This window comes from Alkalibacillus salilacus, from assembly GCF_030812915.1.
Classification (GTDB): domain Bacteria; phylum Bacillota; class Bacilli; order Bacillales; family Alkalibacillaceae; genus Alkalibacillus; species Alkalibacillus salilacus.
Genome location: NZ_JAUSTQ010000005.1, coordinates 54,218 through 79,519, shown reverse-complemented (window position 1 = coordinate 79,519; position 25,302 = coordinate 54,218). Strand labels below are relative to the sequence as shown.

Here is a 25,302-nt window from a genome sequence, read left to right as displayed (position 1 = left end):
TTATGTTCAATTTTAATAACCACTAACTCCAATTGAGTTGGTGGTATTTTTATTTGTTTGATGTTTGAGTTTTTGCATTGAAGGTATATTACAACTAGATGTTCAAGGAGGGTTTCGATGGAAGCGCGGATTAATTATATCGTCAATTGGATGCAAGATTATGTAGATGATGCTGGTGCTGATGGAGTGATTGTCGGTGTCAGTGGTGGCATTGATTCGGCTTTGGCTGCAGCATTAATGCAACGCGGGTTTCCTGGACGTTCGTTAGGTGTCATCATGCCTATTAATCAAACGGTTACTGATCAAGCAGATGCGCTGGATTTAGTTCATACGTTAGATATGCCGTATTATGGCATAGAATTAACGGAAACGTATCAAACACAAATTAAAACGATTCAAGCTCAATTACAAGAGCAGTGGAATACTGAGCAGGAACAATTAGTTAGAGCAAATTTACAAGCACGTATTCGTATGGGTACACTATATGCTTTAGCTCAGAATTTTAATTATTTAGTGGTTGGTACAGGTAATAAGGCCGAAACCTACACAGGCTATTTTACTAAGTATGGTGACGGAGCATCGGATATGGAGCCTCTTCGTAATTTAACGAAGAAAGAAGTTTATCAAATGTCCGAATATCTCGGTGTGTCCGATGCGATTTTAAATAAACAACCGAGTGCTGGTCTGTGGGAAGGTCAGACGGATGAGAAAGAGATGGGTGTGTCTTATGATCACATCGATGCGTTTCTACGAGGTGAAGATATACCGAACAAATCAGCTGATATCATTAAATCCCTGCATAAACGTTCGGCTCATAAACGCGAAGTACCACCTGGACCTATGCCATATCGAAAAGGTGATGCCTAATGGCTAATCAAGCATTACTGATTATTGATATGATCAATCGAATGGATTTTATTGGAGCAGAAAATTTATACTCTCATACCGTGGATATTGTTGAACCCATTGTTGAACTGAAACAGTTAGCTAAACAACAAGGAATTCCTGTCATATATGTGAATGATAATTTTGGTATGTGGAAGAAATCTTATGACGAGTTGGTCGATTATTGTTCAGATGGTATGGGAAAAGGTTGGATTGATCGACTGAGGCCTACTGAAGATGACTATTTTATTTACAAACCAAAACATTCCGGGTTTTATGGTACTCAGCTAAATTTAATGCTAAAAGATTTGGGTATCGACCATCTAATATTAACGGGTGTCGCAGGTGATATGTGCGTGTTATTTACCGCTAAAGATGCTTATATCGAAGGTTATTCTATGTGGGTGCCTGAAAATGCGATTGCTTCAGAAGAACAAGTATATAATGAAGCGGCTCTTCATATTATCCATCGACTGACAGCATGTGATATCTCAGCCTTTAATGGCAAAATACATGAAGCATGATCAATAAAAGGTTCAAATACAGTCGTTTGTATTTGAACCTTTTTATGTTCTATCGATTTAACATTCGTTCTAATGCAGCTGTTGCTTGGTCGCTTGTCGCTTGATCGACTGTGATCCGATTTATTGGTTCTCCTCGTCTTAACGAGTCCAGACACCAAGCGAGATGAGGAAGATCAATGCGATTCATCGTTAAACAAGGGCACATATGAGGATTCAACGATATGATGTGCTTATCAGGATTTTCCTTAATCAGTCGCTTTACGAGATTCATTTCCGTTCCGATTGCCCATTCACTTCCTAATGGAGCCGCTTCAATCGTTTGGATAATATGCCGTGTTGACCCGGCGTCATCTGAAAGTTCAACGACTTCACGCTTACATTCTGGGTGGACAATGACGCTCATATTTGGATGTTCATCTCGTACAGCTTCGACATTGGGAACAGTAAAATTTTCATGGACAGAACAGTGTCCTTTCCAAAGAATGACTTTAATATCTTCAAGATCACCGTCGTAGTTTAAAATTTCTAAGATTGGATCCCATACAGCCATATGCTCTAGTGGAATACCAAGGTCATAAGCTGTGTTCCTACCGAGATGTTGATCTGGTAAAAATAAAATACGTTCCTTTTGACTGAAAGCCCACGTCATCATCTGTTCGCAATTAGAAGAAGTCGTGGTTGCGCCACCATATTTACCAACGAACGCTTTGATTGCAGCAGTAGAATTTACATAAGTCATTGGTAGGATCGTATCTCCAAGTTGCTCTGTTAATCGTTCCCACGCTCGTTCTGTTTGGTTGATGTCAGCCATGTCAGCCATCGAACAACCCGCGCGTAAGTCTGGTAAGTAAACATGTTGATCCTCAGCTGATAAAATATCGGCCGTTTCCGCCATGAAGTGCACGCCACAAAAGACGATATGTTTTGCTGATGTATGAGCGGATTTACGTGCTAATTCCAGGGAATCGCCGCGAGCATCGGCAAAGGCAATCACTTCATCCTTTTGATAATGATGGCCAGGTATAAACAACTCGTCACCTAATTCATCCTTTGCTTGCTGAATGATCTGATTTAGCCGCTCTTGATCCATCTGTTTATAGTGTTCAGGAATTTGCGATACAGACTGTTCTATTTGTTGTAATAATGACATTATTAAACACGCTCCTTAATCGGCTGATGAGTAGCGCTTAGATCTAGCGCTTGGATATGGTGAGTTAAGTACCCCATTGAAATAACATCAATTGGTAACCCACGATATCGAGGTAAATCTTCTGGTGTAATTCCACCGGATAATTCGACAATTTTGGATTCAGGAATCAGTTTTACCCAGTTGGTTATAGTCGTTATGTCAGTATTATCAATCATAATCACATCGAAGTCCGCTTCAATTGCTTCTAGTAATTGATCTTCGTCTTCGATCTCGACTTCGACTTTGATCATATGGCCGATTTGTCTCCGGATTTGATGAATAGCTTTTTTTACCGATCCGAAGAAGGCGATGTGATTGTCTTTAATTAAAACAGCGTCATCTAAGCGCAATCTGTGGTTGACTCCGCCTCCCACACGAACAGCATATTTTTCTAGCATTCTTAATCCAGGTGTTGTCTTTCGTGTATCAGAAATACGAATATGGTGATCATTTAAAAGTTCGACAGCCTGTGCTGTTGTGGTCGCAATGCCTGATAAACGTTGAATCATGTTTAAAATAACTCGTTCACCTTTTAATAATGTGTTGATGGGTCCCGTTATGTAGGCAATGGCATCGCCAGGTGAAATTTTTTCGCCATCACATACTAATACCTCAATATGCATGGTGTGATCTAGTAAAGTGTAGCCTTCATAAATAATAGATTCACCACAAAAAATACCTGATTCTTTGGCTGTGATGATTAGTTGACTTCGGTCCTGTTCATTAAATAAATAATCAGTTGTCACATCATAATCCCCGATGTCTTCGTTAAAGAAATGAGTCAGCATTTGCTTTAATTTTAATTTGTTCAATATTTCACATCCTCTCTTCTACTTAATTATTTACATGTGTCTTGACACCTATATTTACATATTATTAAATGAATAGCAAGGGTTATTCTGAAAGGGGCGGATCGAGTGATTTATCTGGATTATGCTGCAACAACACCGATGAGTGATACGGCATTGAATGCTTATGTGAAATCAGCACGTCAATATTTTGGCAATGCGAATAGTATGCATGATTTGGGAGGTGAAGCTGAACAAGTTGTCCAATTTTGCAAAAAGCAATTAGGAGAGTTTATCGGTGCACAATCAGACAATATTCATCTAACAAGTGGTGGTTCGATGGGGAATTGGTTAGGGATCGAACATTTAAAGCAACAAGCAGAAGGGAATCACGTCATTTTATCAGCAGGTGAACATAATTCGATTCGTCAAACCGAAGCGGCTTTTAGACAAGTAGGTTACCAGGTGAGTGTGATTCCATTTAATTCAAATGGTGTGATTGATTTAGAGCGTTTGAATGAGGTGTTAAACGAACAGACAGCGATTGTTTGTGTGCAACATAGTAATGGTGAAATCGGTACGCTTCAGCCTATTGAGCAAATTAGTAAACTGTGTGCCGAGTATCAGGCATTATTACACGTTGATGCTGTGCAAAGTTTTGGCAAGGTAGATTTATCAAACATCGCGGATCTTGTTGATAGTTTGTCTGTTTCCAGTCATAAAGTTTATGGCCCTAAGGGTGTAGGTTTTCTTTATTTAAAAGATCATCCGAAATATGATTCGGCAAGTATGGCGCAAAAATGGTTGAGAGGAAATACAGTTGATGTTCCAAGTGTGGTAGCCATGACCTCAGCTTGTGAGGAAGCGGTTGAACGGATTGAAGAAGAACATCATAATCAATCTCAATTAAGAGCATTATTTAAGGAGTCGCTTATTGAACCTAATGTGATACAATTTTTCGAAGGGGAAAAGTCGATTCAATTACCTTCTATTATCGGGATGGCGATCGAACATATGGAAGGTCAGTATGTTATGTTAGAATGTAATCGACATAACATCGCGATCTCGACAGGGAGTGCATGCGATGTGCGCTATCAACAGTCAGCGAATGCAATGAACGCCTTGCAGATGGGTGAGGAAACAGCAAGGCAATTTTTCCGCATTTCCTTTGGTCGCTATACGACTTATGATGAGGTAAAACAGCTAGCTGCATGTTTAAATACATTAATCGAAACGAATGTTTTAAATGAGGTGAATTCCGATGGCCAACCAACGATTGTCGAGCGATGAGCGAAGGCGACATATTTTAAATAAATTAAAAGAAGAAAATGAACCGCAAACAGGAAAAGAACTATCTGAAACGTATCAGGTTAGTCGGCAAGTGATTGTTGGTGATGTTGCGTTGTTAAAAGCGCAGAATGAACCGATCATATCAACGAGTCAAGGTTATGTGTACATGCGGGATCAAGCGGAAACTCACCGGTTTGAACGAACAATTGCGTGTCGTCACAATCGCGATCAAACAGAAGAAGAATTGACGATTTTAGTCGACCACGGTGTGTACGTGAAAGATGTCATTGTTGATCATCCGATTTACGGTGAATTTAAAGCGGTTTTACATATTTCCAATCGAGTCGATGTTAGGCGTTTTATCGAACAAATTCAGACATCAGAAGCGGCTTTGTTGTCAGAGCTAACAGGTGGGGTTCACCTGCATACCATCGCAGCAGATGATGAGACACTTCTCAACGAAGCTGAGCAAGCATTAAGAGAACGTGGTTTATTGGTGAAGGACGTATGATTGATTCGAAACTCGGCGAAGGCCGAGTTTTTTTGTGGGCTGACTAATGAAAATTTTGAGTTTCTATTACGAATGAACACAAAAAAACAATTCATTTGTCGTTAAAAAATTGATAAAATGGATGACAACTATTTAGAAAGGAGAGGTGAAAATGGATTTTCTTAGTACATTAATTGGAATAGGTAATACAATTTTTTGGGATTATTTATTAGTTTATTTATTAATTTTTGCAGGACTATTTTTTACATTATACAGTCGCTTCGTTCAGTTCCGATTGTTCCCGGAAATGTTCAAAGTGATTCGAGAGGAAGCGGTTGAACAGAGTGGTAAGCGCGGAACAAATGCCTTTCAAGCGTTTAGTATTAGTATTGCATCACGCGTCGGGACAGGTAACTTAGCTGGTGTCGCTTTAGCGGTCGCAGTAGGCGGTCCAGGTGCTGTCTTTTGGATGTGGATGATTGCGCTGATCGGAATGGCGACAGCGTTTATCGAAAGTACACTTGCGCAAGTGTATAAAGTGCCTGATGAAAACGGATTTCGCGGTGGTCCGGCGTATTATATAGAAAAAGCACTCGGCCAACGTTGGATGGCTGTATTATTTGCGGTGTTAATTACGATTACATTTGGGTTAGTATTTAATGCGGTACAAGCAAATACGATCTCAGGTGCTGTTGAGAAAGCATTTGATATTGATCCACTTGTGACAGGGATTGTACTCGTTGTTTTTGCGGGTATTATTATTTTCGGTGGTATTAAACGAATTGCGGTTGTCTCAGGAACAATTGTACCGATTATGGCGGTCATTTATGTCGCAGTCTCACTAGTCGTCGTGTTTATGAATTTGTCTGAAGTCCCCCGTATTTTCATGATGATTGTGTCGCATGCATTTGGCTTAGAGCAGGCTGTTGGCGGCGGTGTCGGCGCTGCACTCATGCAAGGGATTAGACGAGGCTTATTCTCAAACGAAGCTGGTATGGGTAGTGCGCCAAACGCTGCTGCGACAGCAGGTGTGAGTCATCCAGCGAAGCAAGGACTTGTTCAGTCATTAGCTGTCTTTTTTGATACGATCGTTGTTTGTTCGCTGACGGCGTTTGTGATTTTGTTATATAGTGATTTTGCGAGTCATACAGAAGATGGAATTCAGTTAACCCAGACTGCTTTAAGTGCGCAAATTGGGGAATGGGCTGTTATTTTCTTAGCTGTTACAATCTTCTTATTCGCGTTCAGTTCATTAATTGGTAACTATTATTATGGTGAATCAAATATTGATTTCTTAAAACATAGTAAATTATGGCGTAACGTTTATCGCTTTGTCGTCTTATTTATGGTCATGTTCGGCTCGCTAGCTTCCATTGATATTGTTTGGAATATGGCTGACTTGTTTATGGCGATGATGGCAACAGTTAACTTAATTGCTATAATACTACTCAGTCGTATTGCTTTCCGTGTGTTAGGTGATTATGTCCAACAACGTAAAGATGGCTATGATCCAGAGTTTCAAGCTAGTAAGCATGGTTTGAAAAATGTTGAGTGGTGGGGCGAACAAGATAAGCAGCAAGATTCTTAAAATTATTTAATCCGAAAGTACCTATAAACAGGATACTTTCGGATTTTTAATGTTTGAATTATTATAGAATATGGGAATGTTATTTAACAGATTAGAAACCCTTCGAAGATAAACATGGTTTGCTATAGATTAATCAATTTATAAAAGGTGGTTTATTTATGATCGTCACCTGAAACGGATAAGGAGTGTTCACCATATGGCCCGTGACAGCGCAATTGTCTATTTTTACACGAAGCAAAACTGTAAATTATGCGAAGACGTGAAACAATTGTTGCAAATTTTGCAGATGGATTATCATTTTTCAATTGTTGAGCAAAATATTTATCAAGATGAGCGATTACTTGAGGATTACTTTTTGTTGATCCCGGTTGTACGCATTGGATCACGTGAATTATCAGCCGATTCTATTTCGTTCGCCACATTAGAACAATTTTTGCAGGAACACCTTACTTAATGTTTGAAATTAGTAAGGGCTTCTGCTAATCTAATAGTAGGATATTTTTTTGCTGTAAGCGGGACGTTTTTTGACTTGCTAAAGGTCAATTGGCGTCCACCATCATGGCAGAGTTAACAAAGTTATAAGACAAGGTGATAAGAAGGTGATGTCTTTTTGCACCGCATTTTTGATTTTCAAAAAAAGTTAGTACCTGATTTGTTAGAGAAGATGGATGCCCGGTACCATGTGTTAAAGACGATTGGGCAGACTGAGCCAGTCGGTCGGCGTTCATTAGCTGAGCAATTAGATAAAACAGAGCGTCAAATGCGAAGTGAAACTGAGTTTTTAGATGAACAAGGCTTAATTTTAATTACCTCCAAAGGCATGTATGTCACTCAAGATGGTTCAGAGGTCATTCGCGCTTATCACCAAGTATTGAAAGAAGGTTCAGATCTTGATTTCATGGAGCAACAGCTCATGGAACGTCTGCCTGTGAAGCAAGTGAAAGTTGTGCCAGGTGACGAAGATGCATCGCCACAAGAAGTCAAATCATTATTAGGTAAAGAAGCGGCTAATCTATTGATTGCTTCTTATCATGGGGATTCAGTCGTGACAGTAACAGGTGGTTCGACGATGGCTGCGGTTGCTGATTATCTGCAACCAGTCGATGACGTGAAACCATTATTTGTTCCTGCGCGTGGTGGTTTAGGTGATTTGCATGAATACCAGGCCAACTCGATTTGTGTCAAAATGGCGTCACAGACAGATGGCGAATACCGATTGTTATACGTACCTGACTCAATCGGTGAGGAATTACATGCGAAAATGCAAGAAGAACCGACCATTGTTGAAGTATTGCAGTTGATGAAGCAGGCCGATATCGTGATTCATGGAATCGGTGATGCGGAGACTATGGCGAAACGACGCAAGACAGCAGCTGAAACGATGAATAAAATCAATGAACACCAAGCTGTTGGCGAATCTTTTGGTTATTACTTCGACAAAAACGGGAAGACTGTACACAGAGTGAATTCGATTGGTCTTGCAATGGATGATTTAAAAGAACGAAGTCGAATTATCACCGTTGCTGGCGGTCGTTCGAAATGTGAAGCCATTTCTGCTTATTTGAAATGGGGAGAAAGTGATGTCTTAGTAATTGATGAGGTCATAGCTCGTCATTTACTTAAAGAATATAATTAAAAAATGGGAGGCATTTTTTATGACAGTAAAAATAGGAATTAATGGATTTGGAAGAATTGGACGTCGCGTGTTTCGTGCAGCGTTAAACAATGATGAAGTAGAAGTTGTTGCAATCAATGACTTAACAGATGCCAATATGTTAGCGCACTTACTTAAATACGACACGGTTCATGGCACATTATCAGAAGATGTTGAAGCGAATGGTGAAAACTTAGTCGTAGATGGTAAAGAAATTAAAGTCATGTCAGAACGTGACCCAGCTAATTTAGGCTGGGGTGACTTAGGTGTTGAGATTGTCATTGAATCAACAGGCCTATTCACGAAGCGTGAAGATTCACAAAAACACATCGATGCTGGTGCGAAGAAAGTGATTATCTCTGCTCCAGGTAAGCAAGAAGATAAGACGTTACTAATGGGTGTTAACCAAAGCGATTATGACCCTAAAGCACACACAATCGTTTCTAACGCGTCATGTACGACAAACTGCTTAGCACCAGTTGCTAAAGTACTAAGTGATAAATTCGGTTTAAACCGTGGCATTATGACAACTGTACACTCATATACAAACGATCAACAAATTTTAGACTTACCTCATAAAGATTATCGTCGTGCACGTGCGGCTGCACAAAACATTATCCCAACAACAACAGGTGCAGCTGAGGTAGTAGGTAAAGTTCTACCAGAAGTTGATGGTAAATTAACAGGTATGGCAATGCGTGTACCAACACCAAACGTTTCACTCGTTGATTTAACTGCAGAGCTAGATCAAAATGTGAGTGTGGATGAGGTTAATCAAGCACTTAAAGATGCTTCTGAAGGCGAGCTTAAAGGAATCTTAGGTTACAGTGACCTACAACTTGTATCTTCTGACTATAATGGTGACCCACGTTCATCAATTGTTGATGGTGATTCAACATTAGTGATGGAAGATAATATGGTTAAAGTTGTTTCCTGGTATGACAACGAATCAGGCTATTCTAACCGTTGTGTAGATTTAGCTGTTTATATGGCAGAGCAAGGCTTAGAGTAAATAACACAGCGAGTAAGTGTTTCTTTATCACAAGACTTGTTCTAAAATAGAAGGAGGGACTAGATATGTCCCTCCTTAAATTTAGCCTTGGAGGTATTCAAGTGAAACGAAAAATGAATTTACGTGATGTTGAATTACAAGGAAAACGCGTCTTTTGTCGTGTCGATTTTAACGTTCCTATGTCAAAAGGTGAAATTTCCGATGATACCCGAATTCAAGCAGCTTTACCAACGATTATGTACTTAATACAAAACGGAGCGAAAGTCATTCTAGCTAGCCATTTAGGTCGTCCAGATGGTGAAGTAGTAGAAGAACTTCGTCTCGATCCTATTGCACAACATTTAAGTAATTATTTAGAACAACCTGTTTTCAAAACAGATGATGTTTATAGTGAAGATGTTTCTAAAGCAGTCGGCGAAGTAGAAGAAGGCGACGTCATGCTTTTAGAAAACGTCCGTTTTGAAAAAGGCGAGAAGAAGAATGATGAAGCATTAGCGAAACAGTTCGCGTCTCTAGCGGATTTATATGTAAATGATGCATTTGGTGCAGCTCACCGTGCTCACGCTTCAACGGAAGGAATCGCTCACCATTTACCAGCTGTATCAGGTTTCTTATTAGAAAAAGAAATTGAAGTACTAGGTAAAGCGTTGGACAATCCTGAACGTCCATTCACAGCGATTATTGGTGGTGCGAAAGTTAAGGATAAAATTGGTGTAATTGACCACTTAATCGATCGAGTGGATCACTTATTAATTGGTGGTGGTCTATCGTATACGTTTATTAAAGCGTTAGGTCATGAAATTGGACAATCATTACTTGATGAGGACAATATTGATTCAGCGAAACAATTTATCCAAAAAGCGAAAGATAAAGGTGTGTCTCTACATCTACCAGTCGATATTACAGTAGCAGATGACTTCTCAGAAGAGGCGAACACAAAAGTAGTACCAATCGACGAAATTCCAAGTGATTGGGAAGGCCTTGATATTGGTTCAGAAACAGTTGAGAACTTCTCGCAAATTATTAGTGACTCAAAACTCGTCATTTGGAATGGTCCAATGGGTGTCTTTGAGTATGAGGCATTTGCTAATGGTACGAAAAGTGTCGCTAAGGCTTTATCAGAAACTGAAGGCTATACCGTAATTGGTGGAGGCGATTCTGCTTCAGCTGTTGAGAAGTTTAATTATGCAGATCAAATGGATCACATTTCAACAGGTGGTGGTGCATCCCTTGAATTTATGGAAGGCAAGGTTCTACCAGGTGTAGCTGCCCTTAACGAACTAGACGAAGAGGTGAAATAAATGCGTAAACCAATTATTGCAGGTAACTGGAAAATGAATAAACTAGCGGGTGATGGGGCTCGTTTTCTTTTAAACGTACGTGAACAATTACCGGAGGCGGAGAAAGTAGAAGCTGTCGTCTGCGCACCGTATATTCATTTACCCCTATTAACTGAAGCTGCACGTGATTTCCCTGTTGGAATTGCAGCACAAAACATGCATTTTGAAGATAGTGGCGCCTTTACAGGTGAAGTCAGTCCAGAAATGTTAAAAGATATTTTAGTCGATTATGTTGTCCTAGGACACTCTGAACGCCGTGAAATGTTTGGTGAGACAGACGAATCAGTTAACCAAAAGGTAAAAGCGGCATTCAACCATGAGATGACACCGATTGTTTGTGTTGGCGAGTCTTTAGAACAACGCGAGAATAATGAGACGTTTACATTTGTCGAAAAGCAAGTGAAAGCTGGATTAGCTGGTTTAACTGAAGAACAGGCGAAGCAAGTTGTGATCGCTTATGAACCGATCTGGGCGATTGGAACTGGAAAAACGGCAACAAGTGAAGAAGCTAATGATGTCTGTGCCCACATTCGCCAAGTGTTGAAAGATACTTTCTCAGAAGACGTCAGTGAAGCTATTCGTATTCAGTATGGTGGCAGTGTGAAACCAGCTAATATTGATGAATTACTAAGTCAATCGGATATTGATGGTGCATTAGTTGGTGGCGCTAGTTTAGAAGAAGATTCATTTGTGAAACTCGTGGAGGCTGGTGCCAATGCCTAACCAACCATTAACCGCATTAATTATTTTAGATGGCTTTGCGATGCGTGATGAAGACTATGGTAATGCTGTTAGACAAGCTCATATACCTAATTTTGATCGTTATTGGCAAGAATACCCACACACTACTTTAACCGCTTCAGGTGAAGCAGTAGGCCTTCCTGAAGGTCAAATGGGTAACTCTGAAGTAGGTCATTTAAATATTGGTGCTGGCCGCATTGTCTATCAAAACCTAACCCGCATTAACTTAGCGATTCAAGACGGCAGTTTTCAAGGGAAAGAAAGCTTTACGAATGCAGCGAGTCACGTAAAAGAACATGAAGGCGCATGGCATATATTCGGCTTGTTGTCAGACGGTGGTGTTCACAGTCATGAGAACCATATTCACGCAATGCTCGATGCGGCAAAATCACAAGGAATTAATGACGTCTATGTACATGCCTTTTTAGATGGTCGTGATGTTGGACCGAAAACCGCTGTCACTTATTTAGAACGACTGCAGGCTAAAATGGATGAGATCAATCTTGGTCAACTTGCCACTGTATCTGGACGTTATTATGCAATGGATCGTGATAAGCGGTGGGAACGTGTAGAAAAAGCGTTTCGTGCGATTCGTTTAGGCGAAGGTAAGCATGTTAAAGATGCCATTCAAGCCGTAGAAGCTTCATATGAACAAGATGTCGTTGATGAATTTGTTGAACCATTTGTCTTAACAAATGAAGATGACGAGCCAGTGGCAACAGTGAACAACGGTGATGCTATATTATTCGCTAACTTCAGACCGGACCGTGCCCAACAGATAACAGATGTGTTTTCGAATAATCAGTTAGATCAATTCGAGCAAGGTTATGACGATTTGGACGATTTATATATGGTGACGATGACACAGTATAGTGATCAATTTGATGTTGATGTTGTTTATCCACCAAATTCACCTAAGAACACTATTGGTGAAGTCGTTTCTAATCAGGGAATGAGTCAACTACGGATTGCTGAAACTGAGAAATATCCACATGTCACTTATTTCATGAATGGTGGAGCGGAGCAAACGTTTGAAGGTGAGAATCGTATCTTAATTGATTCGCCAAAAGTTGCGACGTATGATTTGAAGCCTGAGATGAGTGCTTATGAAGTAACTGATGCGCTGTTAGAAGCTTATGATGATGACGCACCTAATTTAACGATTTTAAACTTTGCGAACCCAGATATGGTCGGTCATTCTGGTATGTTAGAGCCGACGATCAAGGCAGTTGAAGCTGTCGATGAATGTCTCGGGAAAGTCGTTGAGAAGATTCACGCGTTAGGCGGATCTGTTATTATTACAGCTGACCATGGAAATTCTGATATCGTATTAAACGATGATGGCAGTCCGATGACAGCCCATACAACAAACCCTGTACCTGTGATCGTGACTAAGCCAGGTGTTGAATTACGCGAGGGCGGAGTATTAGGTGATTTATCACCAACATTATTACAATTACTAAATGTCGAACAGCCTAAAGACATGACAGGCCAATCATTAATTAAAAAATAAATCAAGGAGTGACAATCTATGCCTTATATTTTAGATGTCAATGCACGTGAAGTGTTAGATTCTCGAGGTAACCCAACAGTCGAAGTTGAAATCATGACAGACTCAGGCGCCTTTGGTAAAGCAATGGTGCCAAGTGGCGCTTCAACAGGTGAATACGAAGCAGTTGAACTTCGTGACGGCGACAATGACCGTTACTTAGGAAAAGGCGTTGAAACAGCTGTCGAAAACGTTAATGAAATTATCGCGCCGGAAATTGTTGGCTTCGATGTAACCGAACAACTTTTAATCGACCAAACATTAATTGAATTAGATGGAACTGAAAACAAAGGTCGTTTCGGAGCAAATGCCATTTTAGGTGTATCGATGGCAGCAGCTCATGCAGCATCAGATTTTGAAGGAAAACCTCTATATAAATATCTTGGTGGCTTCTCAGCAAGTACACTACCTACACCAATGATGAATATTCTAAACGGTGGAGAGCATGCAGATAATAATGTCGACATCCAAGAATTTATGATTATGCCAGTGAGCGCGCCGACATTTAAAGAAGCGCTTCGCCAAGGTGCTGAAATTTTCCACGCGCTTAAGAAAGTACTTAAAGGAAAAGGTTATGCAACTGGTGTTGGTGACGAAGGTGGTTTCGCGCCGAACTTGAAATCTAACGAAGAAGCGCTTGAAACAATCGTTGAAGCGGTTGAGAAAGCAGGTTATACAATTGGAACTGACATTAAATTAGCAATGGACGTTGCAGCATCTGAAATTTATCAAGATGGTAAATATAACCTTAAAGGTGAGGGTGTCACGCGTACAGCTGAAGAAATGGTCGATTGGTATGAAGACTTAATTAACAAATTCCCAATCGTCAGTATTGAAGACGGATTAGATGAAAATGACTGGGACGGTTTCAAAGTGTTAACAGAGCGTATCGGTGACCGTGTTCAACTAGTAGGCGATGACTTATTCGTTACAAACACGAAGAAACTAGAAGAAGGTATTGAAAAAGGTATTGGTAATTCTATCCTTGTTAAAGTGAATCAGATTGGTACACTTACTGAAACATTTGAAGCAATCGAAATGGCCAAACGCGCTGGCTATACAGCAGTTATTTCACACCGTTCAGGTGAAACTGAAGACGCAACAATCGCAGACATTGCTGTTGCAACAAATGCTGGTCAAATTAAGACAGGCGCACCATCTCGTACAGATCGTGTTGCTAAATATAATCAACTTCTACGGATCGAAGGCGATTTAATGTCTACTGCATTTTACGCAGGCGAATCAGCTTTTTATAATCTGAAATAAGCGAGTAGATTGTGCACCCAAGGCGTGTTAATCGCCTTGGGTGCTTTTTATTTAGGTGAGGTTGTCGATATAAATGTAGGAGTCGCTGATAAATATGATGAGGTCGCTGATATAATTGGAATCTCGCTGATATATTCGGTAGGGCGCTGAAATAATCAGGATGCCGCTGATATATTTCATAAGTCGCTGATAAAATTGGTAAGTCGCCGATATATTCAGGATGCCGCCGATAAAAATCGTAAGTCGCCGATATGCAAAATATATCGGCGCTATTAACCGTGGTGTCGCTGATATATTTAAAAAGTGCCAATAAATCTAAATCAACTTCTCATCATTCGATTACAGAGGTAGATTTAACAAAATTTGTATGACTCAATTCCTATATTAAATCTGACATAAAAAAACAATTGCAATTAACATTATTTTTACTATAATTTATAGCACGACTTAAAATTATAATAGTTTTATATTTTTAGTAAGCGTTTGCATACTCATCTTAGAATATAAGGAGGATTTACGTTGCAGAATTTAACGAAGCAAATAATTATTGCGTTAATTTTGGGTATCATTGTTGGCTTAGGTATGAACTTGTTTTTACCGGATTTATTTGGTCCAGTCGATACATACGTTTTCTCGCCAATTGGTGATATCTTCCTACGTTTGATTCAAATGATGGTTGTGCCCATTGTCTTTGTTTCAATTGTACTAGGTACAGCAGGCTTAGGTGATCCGAAAAAGTTAGGGCGCATTGGTGGAAAAACGATTGGATTTTTCCTTCTTTCAACAACTGTGGCATTAACCATTGCGATGTCACTAGCATTGTTAGTTAAACCAGGAACACCAGGTTTACTCGATTCAGTTGAAATTGAAGAAGAATATCAAGCAGAAGAAACGCCTTCTGTTGTCGAGACATTAGTCAATATTGTTCCGACGAACCCGATTGATGCCATGACAAATGGCGAAATGTTGCAAATTATCTTTTTCTCTATTTTTATCGGCTTTGCATTAGCTGTCTTAAGTAAGAAAACAGATAAGATCTATCATTTATTTGAGCAAGCCTTTGATCTTGTGATGTATTTAATCAAAATCATTATGTATATGGCCCCATTGGGTGCGTTTGCTCTGATTGCGTCAGCTGTAGGTGGTGTCGGACTAGAAGCTATTCAATCAATGTTCGCTTACTTCTTAGTTGTATTAGCTGCGTTACTAATCCATGCAGTCATCACGTACGGCTCTGTCATTAAGTTTTTGGCGAAGAAAAGTCCTATCTGGTTCATAAAAAACTTTGCCCAAGCGATTAGTGTTGCGTTTGGTACAGCCAGTAGTAGTGCGACACTGCCAGTATCGATGACAACCGCACAGAAACGTTTAGGTGTACGAGAATCGGTTAGTGGGTTTGTGCAACCAGTTGGTGCGACAATCAATATGGACGGTACAGCGATTATGCAAGGTGTCGCAACGGTCTTTATTGCTCAAGTCTATGCACAAAGTTTAAGCCTCACAGAAATGTTAACAGTTGTATTAATCGCGGTCTTAGCATCTATTGGTACGGCAGGAGTTCCAGGTGTTGGTCTGATTATGCTTGCGATGGTATTAGAGCAAGTTGGTTTGCCTGTTGAAGCGATTGGACTCATCCTCGGTGTTGACCGTTTGCTTGATATGGCACGTACCGCTGTTAATATTACCGGTGATGCAGCTTGTGCCTTGTATATTAATGAAACAGAGCCTGATTTAGACGAAGAAGATGACAGACCATCGCTCAATTCCAATGCCTAAAAACTATCTTGCATTGGTCGTCTTATTTGTGCTAAAGTAAACTTATGGATTTGTGCGTAAGCATGAGGAGGTCAATGCAATGTATGAAGTTTTAGCAACATTATTATTTATTAATACGATTGCGTTAATTACCGTTGTTCTCTTACAACAAGGAAAAAGTGCTGGTTTGTCTGGTGCGATTTCTGGTGGTGCTGAACAATTATTTGGTAAACAAAAAGCACGTGGTATGGAAGGGATTCTGCACCGTTTAACGATCATCTTAGGTGTATCGTTTATGGTGGTTACATTCCTACTTGGTTATATCGTGCAATAAATAATACCTATTAGGAGAACAGCAAGTTATCTAACTTGCTGTTCTTTTTTAATCAAATAAGATGATTAAAAGTGGCATAATTAGGGAAATGTATCAATTAGTAGATTAGAAAGGGAGACCAACATGAAAATCAAAGAACCTAAACCATTTACATTCGAAGCAGGCCCGCGCGCCGTTCTACTTCTACATGGATTCACAGGCCATTCGGCAGATGTCCGGATGCTAGGCCGTTATTTAGAAAAGCAAGGCTATACATCACATGCACCTATTTATCGTGGTCATGGTAAGCCACCTGAAGAGTTAGCTAAAACAACAGCCGCAGATTGGTGGGAAGATGTAGAAGCAGCTTATGATCATTTGAAAGAATTAGGTTATGAAGAAATAGCTGTTGCCGGTTTATCACTAGGAGGTGTTCTATCACTCAAACTAGCAATGAATAAACCGATTAAAGGAGTTATTCCGATATGTACACCGATATTCTTTGATAATAAGGATGAATTATCTGCTGGCTATCGATTTAAAGCCAAGGAATACAAACAACTGGAACAAAAAGATAAGGAAACGATTGAACAAGAAGTGGATGAACTGATGGAACAGTCTACTGAAACGTTTGAAACCTTAAGTCGATTAATAAAATCAGTTGAACAAGACTTAGACACCATTTATACGCCTACTTTTGTGTTACAAGCTGGTAGTGATGAAATGATTAACCAAGATAGTGCACAGCATATTTATGACAATGTTTCTTGCGATCAAAAGGATATTAAATGGTATGAAGGCGCACCACATGTCATTACTTTAAGTGATTATAAAGAACAAGTCCACGAAGATATTCACCATTACTTAGAGCAACTGGATTGGTCGAAATAAAAAACGGATGAAGAGGTGAACAATATGGAATTAGCAGAAATGAAACCAAGATTAAATACCTTTTTTCAAGAAGAGGCAACACGACCATTAAGTGTTGAAGAGGTGCAAGAAGAATTAGATTTAGAGGATAGTGAAGAAGTCAAAACATTGATGAAAGCATTAAATGAACTAGAAGAAGAAGGCATGTTAATTCGAAACCGTAAAGATCGTTATGGTTTACCTGAAAAAATGAACTTAATTCGTGGACGCATCCAAATGCACTCGAAAGGATTCGCCTTTCTAATCCCTGATCGTGAAGAGCAGTCAGACGTTTATATTCATCAATCTGATTTAAATTCAGCGATGAATGGGGATACAGTTCTAATTAGAATTGAGAATGATTCAGCTAATGGAAACCGACCAGAAGGTGTTGTGATTCGAATTGTTGAACGCAGTGAACAGCCAATTGTCGGCACGTATCAAGATAATGGACGATTCGGTTTTGTGATTGCTGATGATAAGCGAATTCCTGGTGATATTTTTATTAAAGAAGGCAACGAAAACGGAGCAGTTGATGGCCATAAAGTGATCGTGAAAATAAAAGAGTACCCTAAAGAAACAAAAAGTGCAGAAGGTGAAATTACACAAATCTTAGGCCATAAAAATGATCCTGGTATTGATATTCTAGCTATCATTCACAAACATGGAATTAAAGCAGAATTTGATCAAGAAACACTTGATCATGCAAACAATGTGCCAGATACGATAGCGGATGATGATCTGAAAGGACGTCGTGACTTACGTGATAAACAGATTGTGACGATTGATGGTGCCGACGCAAAGGATTTAGACGACGCTGTGCGGATTGAACAATTAAGCAATGGCAATCACTTGTTAGGCGTTTATATTGCCGATGTCACTCATTATGTAAAAGAAGGATCACCAATTGACAAAGAAGCATTTGAACGTAGTACGAGTGCTTATTTAACAGATCGTGTGATTCCGATGATTCCACACCGCTTATCAAATGGAATCTGTTCATTAAATCCTCAAGTTGACCGCCTAACATTAAGCTGTGAAATGGAAATTGATGATGCGGGTAAAGTTGTTCAACATGAGATCTTCCCTGCTGTGATTAAAACTGCAGCTCGTATGACTTATAGCGAAGTTAATGACATTTTAGCGGGTAATGAAGCTACGCGAAAAGAATACGAAACGCTTGTCCCAATGTTTGAGACAATGGCATCCCTTGCGCAAACATTAAGACATAAGCGGATGGACCGTGGGGCTATCGATTTTGATTTCAAAGAAGCTGAGATTAAAGTTGACGATGAAGGGCATCCAACCGATGTTGTGTTACGTGAACGTGGTGTAGCTGAACGCATGATTGAGGAATTCATGCTTGTAGCGAATGAAACGGTTGCCGAACATTTCCATTGGATGGACGTGCCTTTTATCCACCGTATTCACGAAGATCCCGATTCAGAGAAGTTACGTCATTTCTTCGAGTTTATCTCTAATTTGGGTTACCAAGTGAAAGGAACGGCTGATGATATTCATCCGAAAGCTCTACAACAGGTGATGGATCAAGTGTCAGGTAGTAAAGAGGACCTCGTTGTTTCTAAGCTGATGTTACGTTCGATGCAACAGGCGAAATATGCGGCAGAAAGTGTCGGTCACTTTGGGCTGGCAACGTCATTCTATACACACTTCACGTCCCCAATTAGACGTTATCCAGACTTAATCGTTCACCGTTTAATTCGCACTTATTTAATTCAAGATGACTTAAGTGCTGATACAACGGCTAAGTGGAAGGAAGAGCTTCCAGCTATTGCGCGTCATACTTCAGATATGGAGCGCCGTGCAGTTGATGCCGAACGTGAAGTAGATGATCTCAAGAAAGCTGAATTCATGTCCGACAAAATCGGTGAAGAATATGATGGGATCGTTAATTCAGTCACGAACTTTGGTTTATTCGTTGAACTTCCGAATACGATTGAAGGACTTGTCCATGTTAGTCACCTAACAGATGACTATTACAACTTTGACCAACAGCATCAAGTGATGATTGGTGAACGAACAGGTAATATCTTTCGAATCGGTGATGAATTGAAAGTCCGAGTAATAGGTACGAATATCGAAGAACGTGTTGTCGATTTTGAAATCGTAGGAATGAAAAAACCGAAGAAAAAGAAGAAGGCATAAAATAAGAGGCTGCGAATCGCAGCCTCTTATTTTTTCCAATAACCATGTAGAATCCAAGGATCTTGGAAAGTAAATGCTTCGTCGTTTGGAATTAATTGTCGAGTTGATTCTGGAATATCAAAACGAAGGTTAAGATCATCTCCATATTGTTGCTTAAACGTACTTAAAGTTTTATATAATGTTTTCATCAACCCAGGTTGTTCAAATAAGTCATCCCATAAATAGACGACGTGAGCATATTGATTTTTCTTCTGATCATGTTTAACAATAACGAAACGATCTTGTGCATCATTTTCGAAAAACGTCCAACTTTCAAGCAAATCATCTGTTAATAAAGCTGGACTTGCTGGAAATGGATAATAAGATTCTAACGGAAAGATCACCGAGTCGTCTTGCTTGATCGGATCAATCCAACGACGTTTTTCATCTAGTGTAGTGAGTTCCTTCCATGTATCGCCGTTAGCTTCTGGCATTTGTTCAGGTTGTGTCAAAACGGCTGGATATAACATCTCAAGTTGAGGTAAATTTAATTTCTCTAACACACGTTTAGCTGCAAAATTGTGTAATTGTGTGTTAGCCCCAATCCATTTGATATGGTCTAATTGTTCTAACTCGTTAATAACATATTGAATAATGCTTGTTGCATGGCCGTTGCCAAGAAAGCGTTGATCACTTCTTAAGCGGCCTAACATTCCATACTGACCTTGATAGACTGTATAACCAGCGATGGAAGCGAGTTCTCCTTCAGAAAAAAGCCCATATAGTCGTTGATTATCATGAGTCACTAAACGTTCGAATACTCGAACCACATAGTCATCTTCAATCCCTGTTTGCATGTTGGCAACAAGCGATTCATCATCTATGGTTAATTGTCTTATTTGCATTGTGTCGATCATAACAAAACCTCCATATCTTTCGTTTCCCTAATTAGTTAGAATGCCACAAAATAAAAACAATTGTCTATTACAATGACTTAAAAATAAAGAAAAAATTTTTGAATGATCATGACGATTTTTAGGAAACCGTTGAGCTCAAGAGAAGACAGTTTAAATGGACGCTTCTTTTTGGTAAAATAGCTTTTGCAGTGAGGAGGGTAAATATGCCGCAAAAAGATTCAAATGCCATTGCTACAAATCGTAAAGCGAGACATGATTTTCATATTGAAGAAACGTTTGAAGCAGGAATTGTGCTAAGAGGAACGGAAATCAAAGCCATTCGTGCGGGAAGAGTCAATTTAAAAGATTCATTTGCTCGGGTGTCGCGAGGTGAATTATACGTTCATAATTTGCATATATCAGAGTATGAGCAAGGCAATCAATTTAACCACGAACCAACACGTGCTCGTAAATTGTTATTGCACCGTAAAGAAATCAATAAATTGTCAGGCGAAACCCAACAAAAGGGTTATTCGATTGTGCCGCTGAAAATGTATATTAAAAATGGTGTAGCTAAATTATTGATTGGCGTCGGTCGTGGTAAGAAGAAATATGATAAGCGTGAAGACTTGAAACAAAAGGATATGAAACGTGATGTCGAGCGTGCGTTGAAAGATTATTAGTGGAAAAGCTTACCGTTTTCCAAATGGCTACCCTCATGTTATAATAAATTTGTAGCGTTCGGTTAATAGCCAAACATCTTTAATCGGGGATGTTTTGGATTCGACAGGGATAGATCGAGCTCAGGTAGCGAGTCGAGGTGACGACTCGTTAAACGTCATTCAGTTAATAATAACTGGCAAACAAAACGATTTCGCTGTAGCTGCGTAAAGCAGGCTACAGGATCCTTCCTGCCATCGCCCGTGTGGTAGATTGAAGGGTCTCAAAATGAAGCGGGCTACGCTAAAGGCCACCGTCTGAGGTCTTTAGAAGAGATTAATCAGACTAGCCATTCGGAAGCCTGTCGGTTGGCTGAAGAATCGGCGAATGACAATAAATCGAATACGCTCGTAGAAGCCTGAGTGGCGATGTCTCTGGACGCGGGTTCGAGTCCCGCCATCTCCATATGCATATGGTTAAAAAAACGTTTGATGACTGTGACTTTAAGCATAATCTTGCCGGATAGGCAAGTTTATGCTTAATTTTATTTTTTGCAAATATATGCTTGAAATGGAGTCTTATTAGGAATATGGGTGTGAAGGTGTTGTAATTTTCACGTGAATTTTATCTTGATACAAAATTAAGTTAAAATTTATTTAATAAAACATAAAGTTTGTGAAGAAATGTACTTATGCTAAAGAGGCAGGTTAGTTGAACAAGGAGCTAAAAAAAGCCAGATATCAATTCTGATTCCCATTATAAAAGCAGTTAACATTCCTAATAATTCTGGTCTTTGTCTATTTAAAATTGAATTACAACATATTAATATTAAGGCTATAATAATTTCCCAACTTCCCACAGTAAGTCCCACATTTATTGACAGTCCTACCAAAAGCGCAACGAAAGGTGAAGTTCCAAGGTCAGATTGCATAGTGAAGGAATTACCAAGGTTTATTATTAATATACCTACTATATATAAATATATTTCATTATATTCTTCCTCTGTATCTTAATTTTTGTTGCAAATGCGATAAATTTAAGTTAAGTTTAGTATGTAAAAATTTTTGTTGCATTTGCAACAAAAAATAATCAAAGGAGTTAATTATGAAAGAAATCCTTCGTGAAATTGGAATGATATCCAGGGCATTAGATTCTATAAGTAATATAGAATTTAAAGAATATGACCTCGTAAAAGGACAATATTTGTACATTGTTCGAATATGTGAAAATCCAGGAATCATTCAAGAAAAGTTAGCTGAGATGATAAAAGTAGATCGAACAACAGCAGCTCGTGCTATTAAAAATCTAGAAAGAAACGGCTTTGTTGAAAAGAAATCAGATCAACATAATAAAAAAATTAAAAAACTCTTTCCAACCGAGAAAGGGGAAAAAGTTTATCCATTTATAATAAGAGAAAATGAATATTCCAATAGCGTTGCATTAGAGGGATTTTCCGAAAGTGAAATAGAAACCATATCCAATTTTCTTCAAAGAGTAAGAAGAAATATTGAAAAAGACTGGGAACTTGTAAAAAAAGGAAATAAGAGAAATTATTGATTATATAAAGGAGTGACATATTAAAGTGACTGTAAATATTAAAAAGTGCACCTTAGAAGAATTAAATATACTTCAAGAAATAAGTATAGAAACTTTCAAAGATACATTTAAAGAACAAAATTCACCTGAAAATTTGAAATCCTATATAGAAAACGCATTTAATTCTAACCAATTGGAATTGGAGTTGTCTAACAGCTTTTCACAGTTCTTTTTTATTTATTCTAACAATGAGGTTGCTGGATATTTAAAGGTTAATACCGATGATGCTCAGTCTGAAGAAATGGGTGATAAAACACTTGAAATTGAAAGGATTTATATAAGGGGCGAATTCCAAAAACTAGGGCTAGGTAAATATCTGACAAGTAAAGCTATGGAGATTGCAACTGAACTCAATAAAAAGAAAATCTGGCTAGGCGTATGGGAAAAAAATGAAAATGCTATTGCCTTTTATAAAAAATTGGGATTTATTCAAACTGGTACCCACTCTTTTTATATGGGTGATGAAGAACAAATCGACTTAATCATGTTAAAAACACTTAAATAATTTTTTGGGAAAGGTAGATTATTATGTTTATCCCCAAACATTTTAAAGTTACTGATTTTGAAGATATTAGAGAATTTATTCAGAGGAACTCTTTTGGAACCATTATAACGACTGAAGAAGGGAAGCCAATCGCCACTCATGTGCCTTTGGAGTTATATAAGCAAGGTGATGATTACTTTATTACAGGTCATATGGCATATGCGAACCCTCAATGGAGAACGCTCGAGGATGAAAATGAAAACGTTCTTATTATGTATCAAGGTTCTCATGCGTATATTTCTTCTTCTTGGTATGAGTCTGAAGATGTACCCACATGGAATTATCAATCTGTTCATATATATGGAACAGCGAGTATTATGAATGAACATGAATTACAAGAAGACCTTAAACTACTATTACAAAAATATGAACAACAGTGTGAAGATCCAGTTCTATGGGAGAATCTTTCTTCACAAACGAAGAAGCAAATCAAGGGTATTGTCGGGTTTAAAATTAAAGTGCAGGAAGTTCAAGCTGCTTATAAATTAAGCCAAAATCGAAATAGAAAAGATTATCAAAACATCATTGATCATCTAAGTGAGGAAAAAGATTTACAAGCTAAGAACTTAGCAGAGGTGATGAAAAATAGAGAGTGAATTTCCATATAATTAAGTTGTGAAAAATTGTGCTTAAAGTAACATGACTTATCATCAAACGTTTTTTCTATGTTTTATGAAGTTATGAAATAAGTTATCCAACTTATTTCATAACTTCGCTTACTTATCTAAAAAGATTACTCACTTTTGAAATAGCTTGATCAAGTTATTTCAAAAGTATAAACAAAAAAAGAAACCCGGACTAGGTAAGCCTAGTCCGGGTCATTTATTAAGCACATTACTGCTTGTTATTCATTTTCTCATCTAACTTCTCAAGTTGTTTCTTAGCAAAATCGCGACCGCCAATACCAAATGAAATGGCGAATGCAACAGCTAGTGAACCAAGAATAAGCATGAAGGCAAGGTTCACGATGCTAGGTGCAAATTGTAATTGATCCAGCGTCATGAAAACTGCAAACACGATCACCGTATATTTTACCAGTGTTGCAGATAGCTTGCTGCTTGAATATTTCATCATGAGATTAGCTAGTAGGTTTGCGACGAATAGGCCGACACCTAAAATAGCTAAAGCACTAATTAAGAATGGCAAGTACGTAATGATTGCCGAGCCAATTTCATTTAGAACTTCTAATTGAAGGACATTAAATGCCTCAACTGTAAAGAATAGAACAATCAGTACTTTAACGGTTGTACCAATAATCTTGGCAAGATCTACGTTTGGTTTATTGGCTTCATCAATGCCGAATGAACTGTAGATATTGTTGATACCCGTGCCATTTAACAAGTTTGTTAGTAATGAACTAACGAGTGATGCAATGTAATAACCAGCAATCAATAAGATAATCGCAACTAAAATATTTGGTACTAAAGCAAGTACTTGATCTAACACCATCACAATTGGATCTGATACAGATGAAATTTCAAGTGCTTCAAGTGCCACGGTAATGATAGGAATCAGAATAACGATGAATAGAATGTTCGCTAAGACATTAGCTAAGCTGTCTTGGTTTTCTTCTAAAGATTGGTCATCCTTGTTTGGATTCACTTTGTTAAACCATTCATCAACTTTTAGACCTTGTAAGAACTTAAGAACGATTTCTTTAACTAATTTAGCGACAAAATAACCAACTATTAATATGATTCCTGCTGCTAATAAATTCGGGATAAACCCAAGGATCTTGTCCATCATATTCGTGATTGGCTCTGAGACACCATCCATATTTAAGGCATTTAGAATGGCTGGAATAAACAGAATAAATACTAGATAATAAACAATTTTACCAACTGAATGTAATGTATGATCTGCTGATTCTTTAGATTCAGCGATTGGTGTTTTTTCTAATGCTGAACCAACTTTCGCCTTTACGAGTAACTTTTGAATAATGGTTTTGGAAATACTGGCGACGATCCAAGCAAGTAGTAAGAGTAATAGTGCTCCAATGACATTAGGTAGAGCTTGGATTAAGTCATTCATCATGTTCTGCATGGATTGATTCAAGTTTGACATTGTTCATTCTCCTCTCATAAATTTGTTAATGTCTTGCTTTGAGACCACCATTAAATAAGTAAGAGAAATAAGCCCTCCTTAAAAAGTTTACGATTTTGTGACAA

Annotated in this window: 24 protein-coding genes, 1 other RNA gene and 1 pseudogene; 21 read left to right on the top strand and 5 right to left on the bottom strand. The window is 38.6% G+C overall.

All coding sequences use genetic code 11. The features are described from left to right. Nucleotides 1–117: 117 nt before the first annotated feature. Nucleotides 118–867, top strand: a complete 750-nt coding sequence (nadE, locus tag J2S77_RS07715; protein ID WP_306976161.1) for an NAD(+) synthase — start codon at nucleotides 118–120, stop codon at nucleotides 865–867. Further along, nucleotides 867–1,409 carry a cysteine hydrolase family protein gene (locus tag J2S77_RS07710; protein WP_306976159.1) on the top strand — a complete coding sequence of 181 codons (543 nt, stop codon included), beginning with the start codon at nucleotides 867–869 and terminating at the stop codon, nucleotides 1,407–1,409. Before nadE ends, J2S77_RS07710 begins: the two co-directional genes overlap by 1 nt. Nucleotides 1,410–1,458: 49 nt before the next feature. On the opposite strand, the gene nadA is transcribed toward J2S77_RS07710, so the two are convergent. Continuing rightward, nucleotides 1,459–2,559, bottom strand: coding sequence for a quinolinate synthase NadA (gene nadA / locus J2S77_RS07705; protein WP_306976157.1), 1,101 nt, complete (start codon nucleotides 2,557–2,559; stop codon nucleotides 1,459–1,461). A 2-nt stretch (nucleotides 2,560–2,561) separates the two neighbouring features. Then, nucleotides 2,562–3,410 (bottom strand): carboxylating nicotinate-nucleotide diphosphorylase, encoded by an 849-nt coding sequence (gene nadC / locus J2S77_RS07700; RefSeq protein ID WP_306976155.1) that lies wholly within the window; start codon nucleotides 3,408–3,410, stop codon nucleotides 2,562–2,564. Nucleotides 3,411–3,515: 105 nt separating this feature from the next. Here nadC and J2S77_RS07695 point away from each other — a divergent pair, with 105 nt between their 5' ends. The 14 genes from J2S77_RS07695 to rnr all read left to right on the top strand — a co-directional run bounded on the left by J2S77_RS07695 (nucleotide 3,516) and on the right by rnr (nucleotide 19,459). Next, entirely contained in the window at nucleotides 3,516–4,676 is a 1,161-nt protein-coding gene (locus tag J2S77_RS07695) for an IscS subfamily cysteine desulfurase (RefSeq protein ID WP_306976154.1), read from the top strand. After that, the gene (locus tag J2S77_RS07690; protein WP_306976152.1) at nucleotides 4,648–5,187 is read left to right on the top strand and encodes a transcription repressor NadR; all 540 of its coding nucleotides are present in this window, start codon (nucleotides 4,648–4,650) and stop codon (nucleotides 5,185–5,187) included. Before J2S77_RS07695 ends, J2S77_RS07690 begins: the two co-directional genes overlap by 29 nt. 151 nt (nucleotides 5,188–5,338) lie before the next feature. Continuing rightward, the gene (locus J2S77_RS07685; RefSeq protein ID WP_306976150.1) at nucleotides 5,339–6,754 is read left to right on the top strand and encodes an alanine/glycine:cation symporter family protein; all 1,416 of its coding nucleotides are present in this window, start codon (nucleotides 5,339–5,341) and stop codon (nucleotides 6,752–6,754) included. Between the two features lie 196 nt (nucleotides 6,755–6,950). Beyond that, nucleotides 6,951–7,208 (top strand): glutaredoxin family protein, encoded by a 258-nt coding sequence (locus J2S77_RS07680; protein WP_167262338.1) that lies wholly within the window; start codon nucleotides 6,951–6,953, stop codon nucleotides 7,206–7,208. A gap of 156 nt (nucleotides 7,209–7,364) precedes the next feature. After that, nucleotides 7,365–8,390, top strand: coding sequence for a sugar-binding transcriptional regulator (locus J2S77_RS07675; RefSeq protein ID WP_306976146.1), 1,026 nt, complete (start codon nucleotides 7,365–7,367; stop codon nucleotides 8,388–8,390). A 19-nt stretch (nucleotides 8,391–8,409) separates the two neighbouring features. Beyond that, nucleotides 8,410–9,420, top strand: a complete 1,011-nt coding sequence (gene gap / locus J2S77_RS07670; RefSeq protein ID WP_306976144.1) for a type I glyceraldehyde-3-phosphate dehydrogenase — start codon at nucleotides 8,410–8,412, stop codon at nucleotides 9,418–9,420. Nucleotides 9,421–9,485: 65 nt separating this feature from the next. Then, entirely contained in the window at nucleotides 9,486–10,721 is a 1,236-nt protein-coding gene (locus tag J2S77_RS07665; protein ID WP_370871802.1) for a phosphoglycerate kinase, read from the top strand. Next, nucleotides 10,722–11,483 carry a triose-phosphate isomerase gene (gene tpiA / locus J2S77_RS07660; RefSeq protein WP_306976142.1) on the top strand — a complete coding sequence of 254 codons (762 nt, stop codon included), beginning with the start codon at nucleotides 10,722–10,724 and terminating at the stop codon, nucleotides 11,481–11,483. Continuing rightward, a complete protein-coding gene (gene gpmI, locus J2S77_RS07655) occupies nucleotides 11,476–13,014 on the top strand; it encodes a 2,3-bisphosphoglycerate-independent phosphoglycerate mutase (protein WP_306976141.1) in 1,539 nt (512 codons plus the stop codon). Before tpiA ends, gpmI begins: the two co-directional genes overlap by 8 nt. Nucleotides 13,015–13,032: 18 nt before the next feature. Further along, nucleotides 13,033–14,316 carry a phosphopyruvate hydratase gene (gene eno / locus J2S77_RS07650; protein ID WP_306976138.1) on the top strand — a complete coding sequence of 428 codons (1,284 nt, stop codon included), beginning with the start codon at nucleotides 13,033–13,035 and terminating at the stop codon, nucleotides 14,314–14,316. 519 nt (nucleotides 14,317–14,835) lie between these two features. Then, a complete protein-coding gene (locus tag J2S77_RS07645; protein WP_306976135.1) occupies nucleotides 14,836–16,092 on the top strand; it encodes a dicarboxylate/amino acid:cation symporter in 1,257 nt (418 codons plus the stop codon). A gap of 79 nt (nucleotides 16,093–16,171) precedes the next feature. Next, complete coding sequence (gene secG, locus J2S77_RS07640) at nucleotides 16,172–16,405, top strand: preprotein translocase subunit SecG (protein ID WP_306976133.1); 234 nt, start codon at nucleotides 16,172–16,174, stop codon at nucleotides 16,403–16,405. Nucleotides 16,406–16,528: 123 nt separating this feature from the next. Next, nucleotides 16,529–17,275, top strand: a complete 747-nt coding sequence (locus J2S77_RS07635; protein WP_306976131.1) for an alpha/beta hydrolase — start codon at nucleotides 16,529–16,531, stop codon at nucleotides 17,273–17,275. Between the two features lie 24 nt (nucleotides 17,276–17,299). After that, nucleotides 17,300–19,459 carry a ribonuclease R gene (rnr, locus tag J2S77_RS07630; RefSeq protein WP_306976129.1) on the top strand — a complete coding sequence of 720 codons (2,160 nt, stop codon included), beginning with the start codon at nucleotides 17,300–17,302 and terminating at the stop codon, nucleotides 19,457–19,459. A gap of 26 nt (nucleotides 19,460–19,485) precedes the next feature. On the opposite strand, the gene J2S77_RS07625 is transcribed toward rnr, so the two are convergent. Beyond that, entirely contained in the window at nucleotides 19,486–20,355 is an 870-nt protein-coding gene (locus J2S77_RS07625; protein ID WP_306976127.1) for a GNAT family N-acetyltransferase, read from the bottom strand. Nucleotides 20,356–20,558: 203 nt separating this feature from the next. Between J2S77_RS07625 and smpB the strand changes: the two genes are divergently transcribed. Both smpB and ssrA read left to right on the top strand, forming a co-directional pair. Next, a complete protein-coding gene (smpB, locus tag J2S77_RS07620; protein ID WP_167262327.1) occupies nucleotides 20,559–21,017 on the top strand; it encodes an SsrA-binding protein SmpB in 459 nt (152 codons plus the stop codon). 85 nt (nucleotides 21,018–21,102) lie between these two features. Then, nucleotides 21,103–21,462: a transfer-messenger RNA gene (ssrA, locus tag J2S77_RS07615) on the top strand. A 256-nt stretch (nucleotides 21,463–21,718) separates the two neighbouring features. Here ssrA and J2S77_RS07610 read toward each other — a convergent pair. Then, nucleotides 21,719–21,984 (bottom strand): annotated as a pseudogene (locus J2S77_RS07610) (DUF6198 family protein); the annotation flags it as partial. 114 nt (nucleotides 21,985–22,098) lie between these two features. On the opposite strand from J2S77_RS07610, the gene J2S77_RS07605 reads away from it, so the two are divergent. From J2S77_RS07605 to J2S77_RS07595, 3 genes are read left to right on the top strand one after another with little or no spacing between them, the layout of a single operon-like run. After that, entirely contained in the window at nucleotides 22,099–22,551 is a 453-nt protein-coding gene (locus J2S77_RS07605) for a MarR family winged helix-turn-helix transcriptional regulator (protein ID WP_306976125.1), read from the top strand. Between the two features lie 25 nt (nucleotides 22,552–22,576). Continuing rightward, a complete protein-coding gene (gene paiA / locus J2S77_RS07600) occupies nucleotides 22,577–23,095 on the top strand; it encodes a spermidine/spermine N(1)-acetyltransferase (RefSeq protein ID WP_306976123.1) in 519 nt (172 codons plus the stop codon). A 23-nt stretch (nucleotides 23,096–23,118) separates the two neighbouring features. Then, nucleotides 23,119–23,730: an FMN-binding negative transcriptional regulator gene (locus J2S77_RS07595; RefSeq protein WP_306976121.1), complete on the top strand. Its 612-nt coding sequence runs from the start codon at nucleotides 23,119–23,121 to the stop codon at nucleotides 23,728–23,730. A gap of 238 nt (nucleotides 23,731–23,968) precedes the next feature. Here J2S77_RS07595 and J2S77_RS07590 read toward each other — a convergent pair whose 3' ends face one another. After that, nucleotides 23,969–25,198: a mechanosensitive ion channel gene (locus J2S77_RS07590; RefSeq protein WP_306976119.1), complete on the bottom strand. Its 1,230-nt coding sequence runs from the start codon at nucleotides 25,196–25,198 to the stop codon at nucleotides 23,969–23,971. Between the last annotated feature and the right edge of the window lie 104 nt (nucleotides 25,199–25,302).

Coding starts and splice junctions, on each gene's coding strand:
- eno (WP_306976138.1), top strand. CDS start 13,033: ATGCCTTATATTTTAGATGTCAATGCACGTGAAGTGTTAGATTCTCGA.
- rnr (WP_306976129.1), top strand. CDS start 17,300: ATGGAATTAGCAGAAATGAAACCAAGATTAAATACCTTTTTTCAAGAA.
- J2S77_RS07710 (WP_306976159.1), top strand. CDS start 867: ATGGCTAATCAAGCATTACTGATTATTGATATGATCAATCGAATGGAT.
- J2S77_RS07605 (WP_306976125.1), top strand. CDS start 22,099: ATGAAAGAAATCCTTCGTGAAATTGGAATGATATCCAGGGCATTAGAT.
- J2S77_RS07680 (WP_167262338.1), top strand. CDS start 6,951: ATGGCCCGTGACAGCGCAATTGTCTATTTTTACACGAAGCAAAACTGT.
- secG (WP_306976133.1), top strand. CDS start 16,172: ATGTATGAAGTTTTAGCAACATTATTATTTATTAATACGATTGCGTTA.
- J2S77_RS07685 (WP_306976150.1), top strand. CDS start 5,339: ATGGATTTTCTTAGTACATTAATTGGAATAGGTAATACAATTTTTTGG.
- nadE (WP_306976161.1), top strand. CDS start 118: ATGGAAGCGCGGATTAATTATATCGTCAATTGGATGCAAGATTATGTA.
- J2S77_RS07590 (WP_306976119.1), bottom strand. CDS start 25,198: ATGTCAAACTTGAATCAATCCATGCAGAACATGATGAATGACTTAATC.
- tpiA (WP_306976142.1), top strand. CDS start 10,722: ATGCGTAAACCAATTATTGCAGGTAACTGGAAAATGAATAAACTAGCG.
- J2S77_RS07665 (WP_370871802.1), top strand. CDS start 9,486: ATGTCCCTCCTTAAATTTAGCCTTGGAGGTATTCAAGTGAAACGAAAA.
- nadA (WP_306976157.1), bottom strand. CDS start 2,559: ATGTCATTATTACAACAAATAGAACAGTCTGTATCGCAAATTCCTGAA.
- gap (WP_306976144.1), top strand. CDS start 8,410: ATGACAGTAAAAATAGGAATTAATGGATTTGGAAGAATTGGACGTCGC.
- J2S77_RS07690 (WP_306976152.1), top strand. CDS start 4,648: ATGGCCAACCAACGATTGTCGAGCGATGAGCGAAGGCGACATATTTTA.
- gpmI (WP_306976141.1), top strand. CDS start 11,476: ATGCCTAACCAACCATTAACCGCATTAATTATTTTAGATGGCTTTGCG.
- J2S77_RS07635 (WP_306976131.1), top strand. CDS start 16,529: ATGAAAATCAAAGAACCTAAACCATTTACATTCGAAGCAGGCCCGCGC.
- J2S77_RS07625 (WP_306976127.1), bottom strand. CDS start 20,355: ATGATCGACACAATGCAAATAAGACAATTAACCATAGATGATGAATCG.
- smpB (WP_167262327.1), top strand. CDS start 20,559: ATGCCGCAAAAAGATTCAAATGCCATTGCTACAAATCGTAAAGCGAGA.
- J2S77_RS07595 (WP_306976121.1), top strand. CDS start 23,119: ATGTTTATCCCCAAACATTTTAAAGTTACTGATTTTGAAGATATTAGA.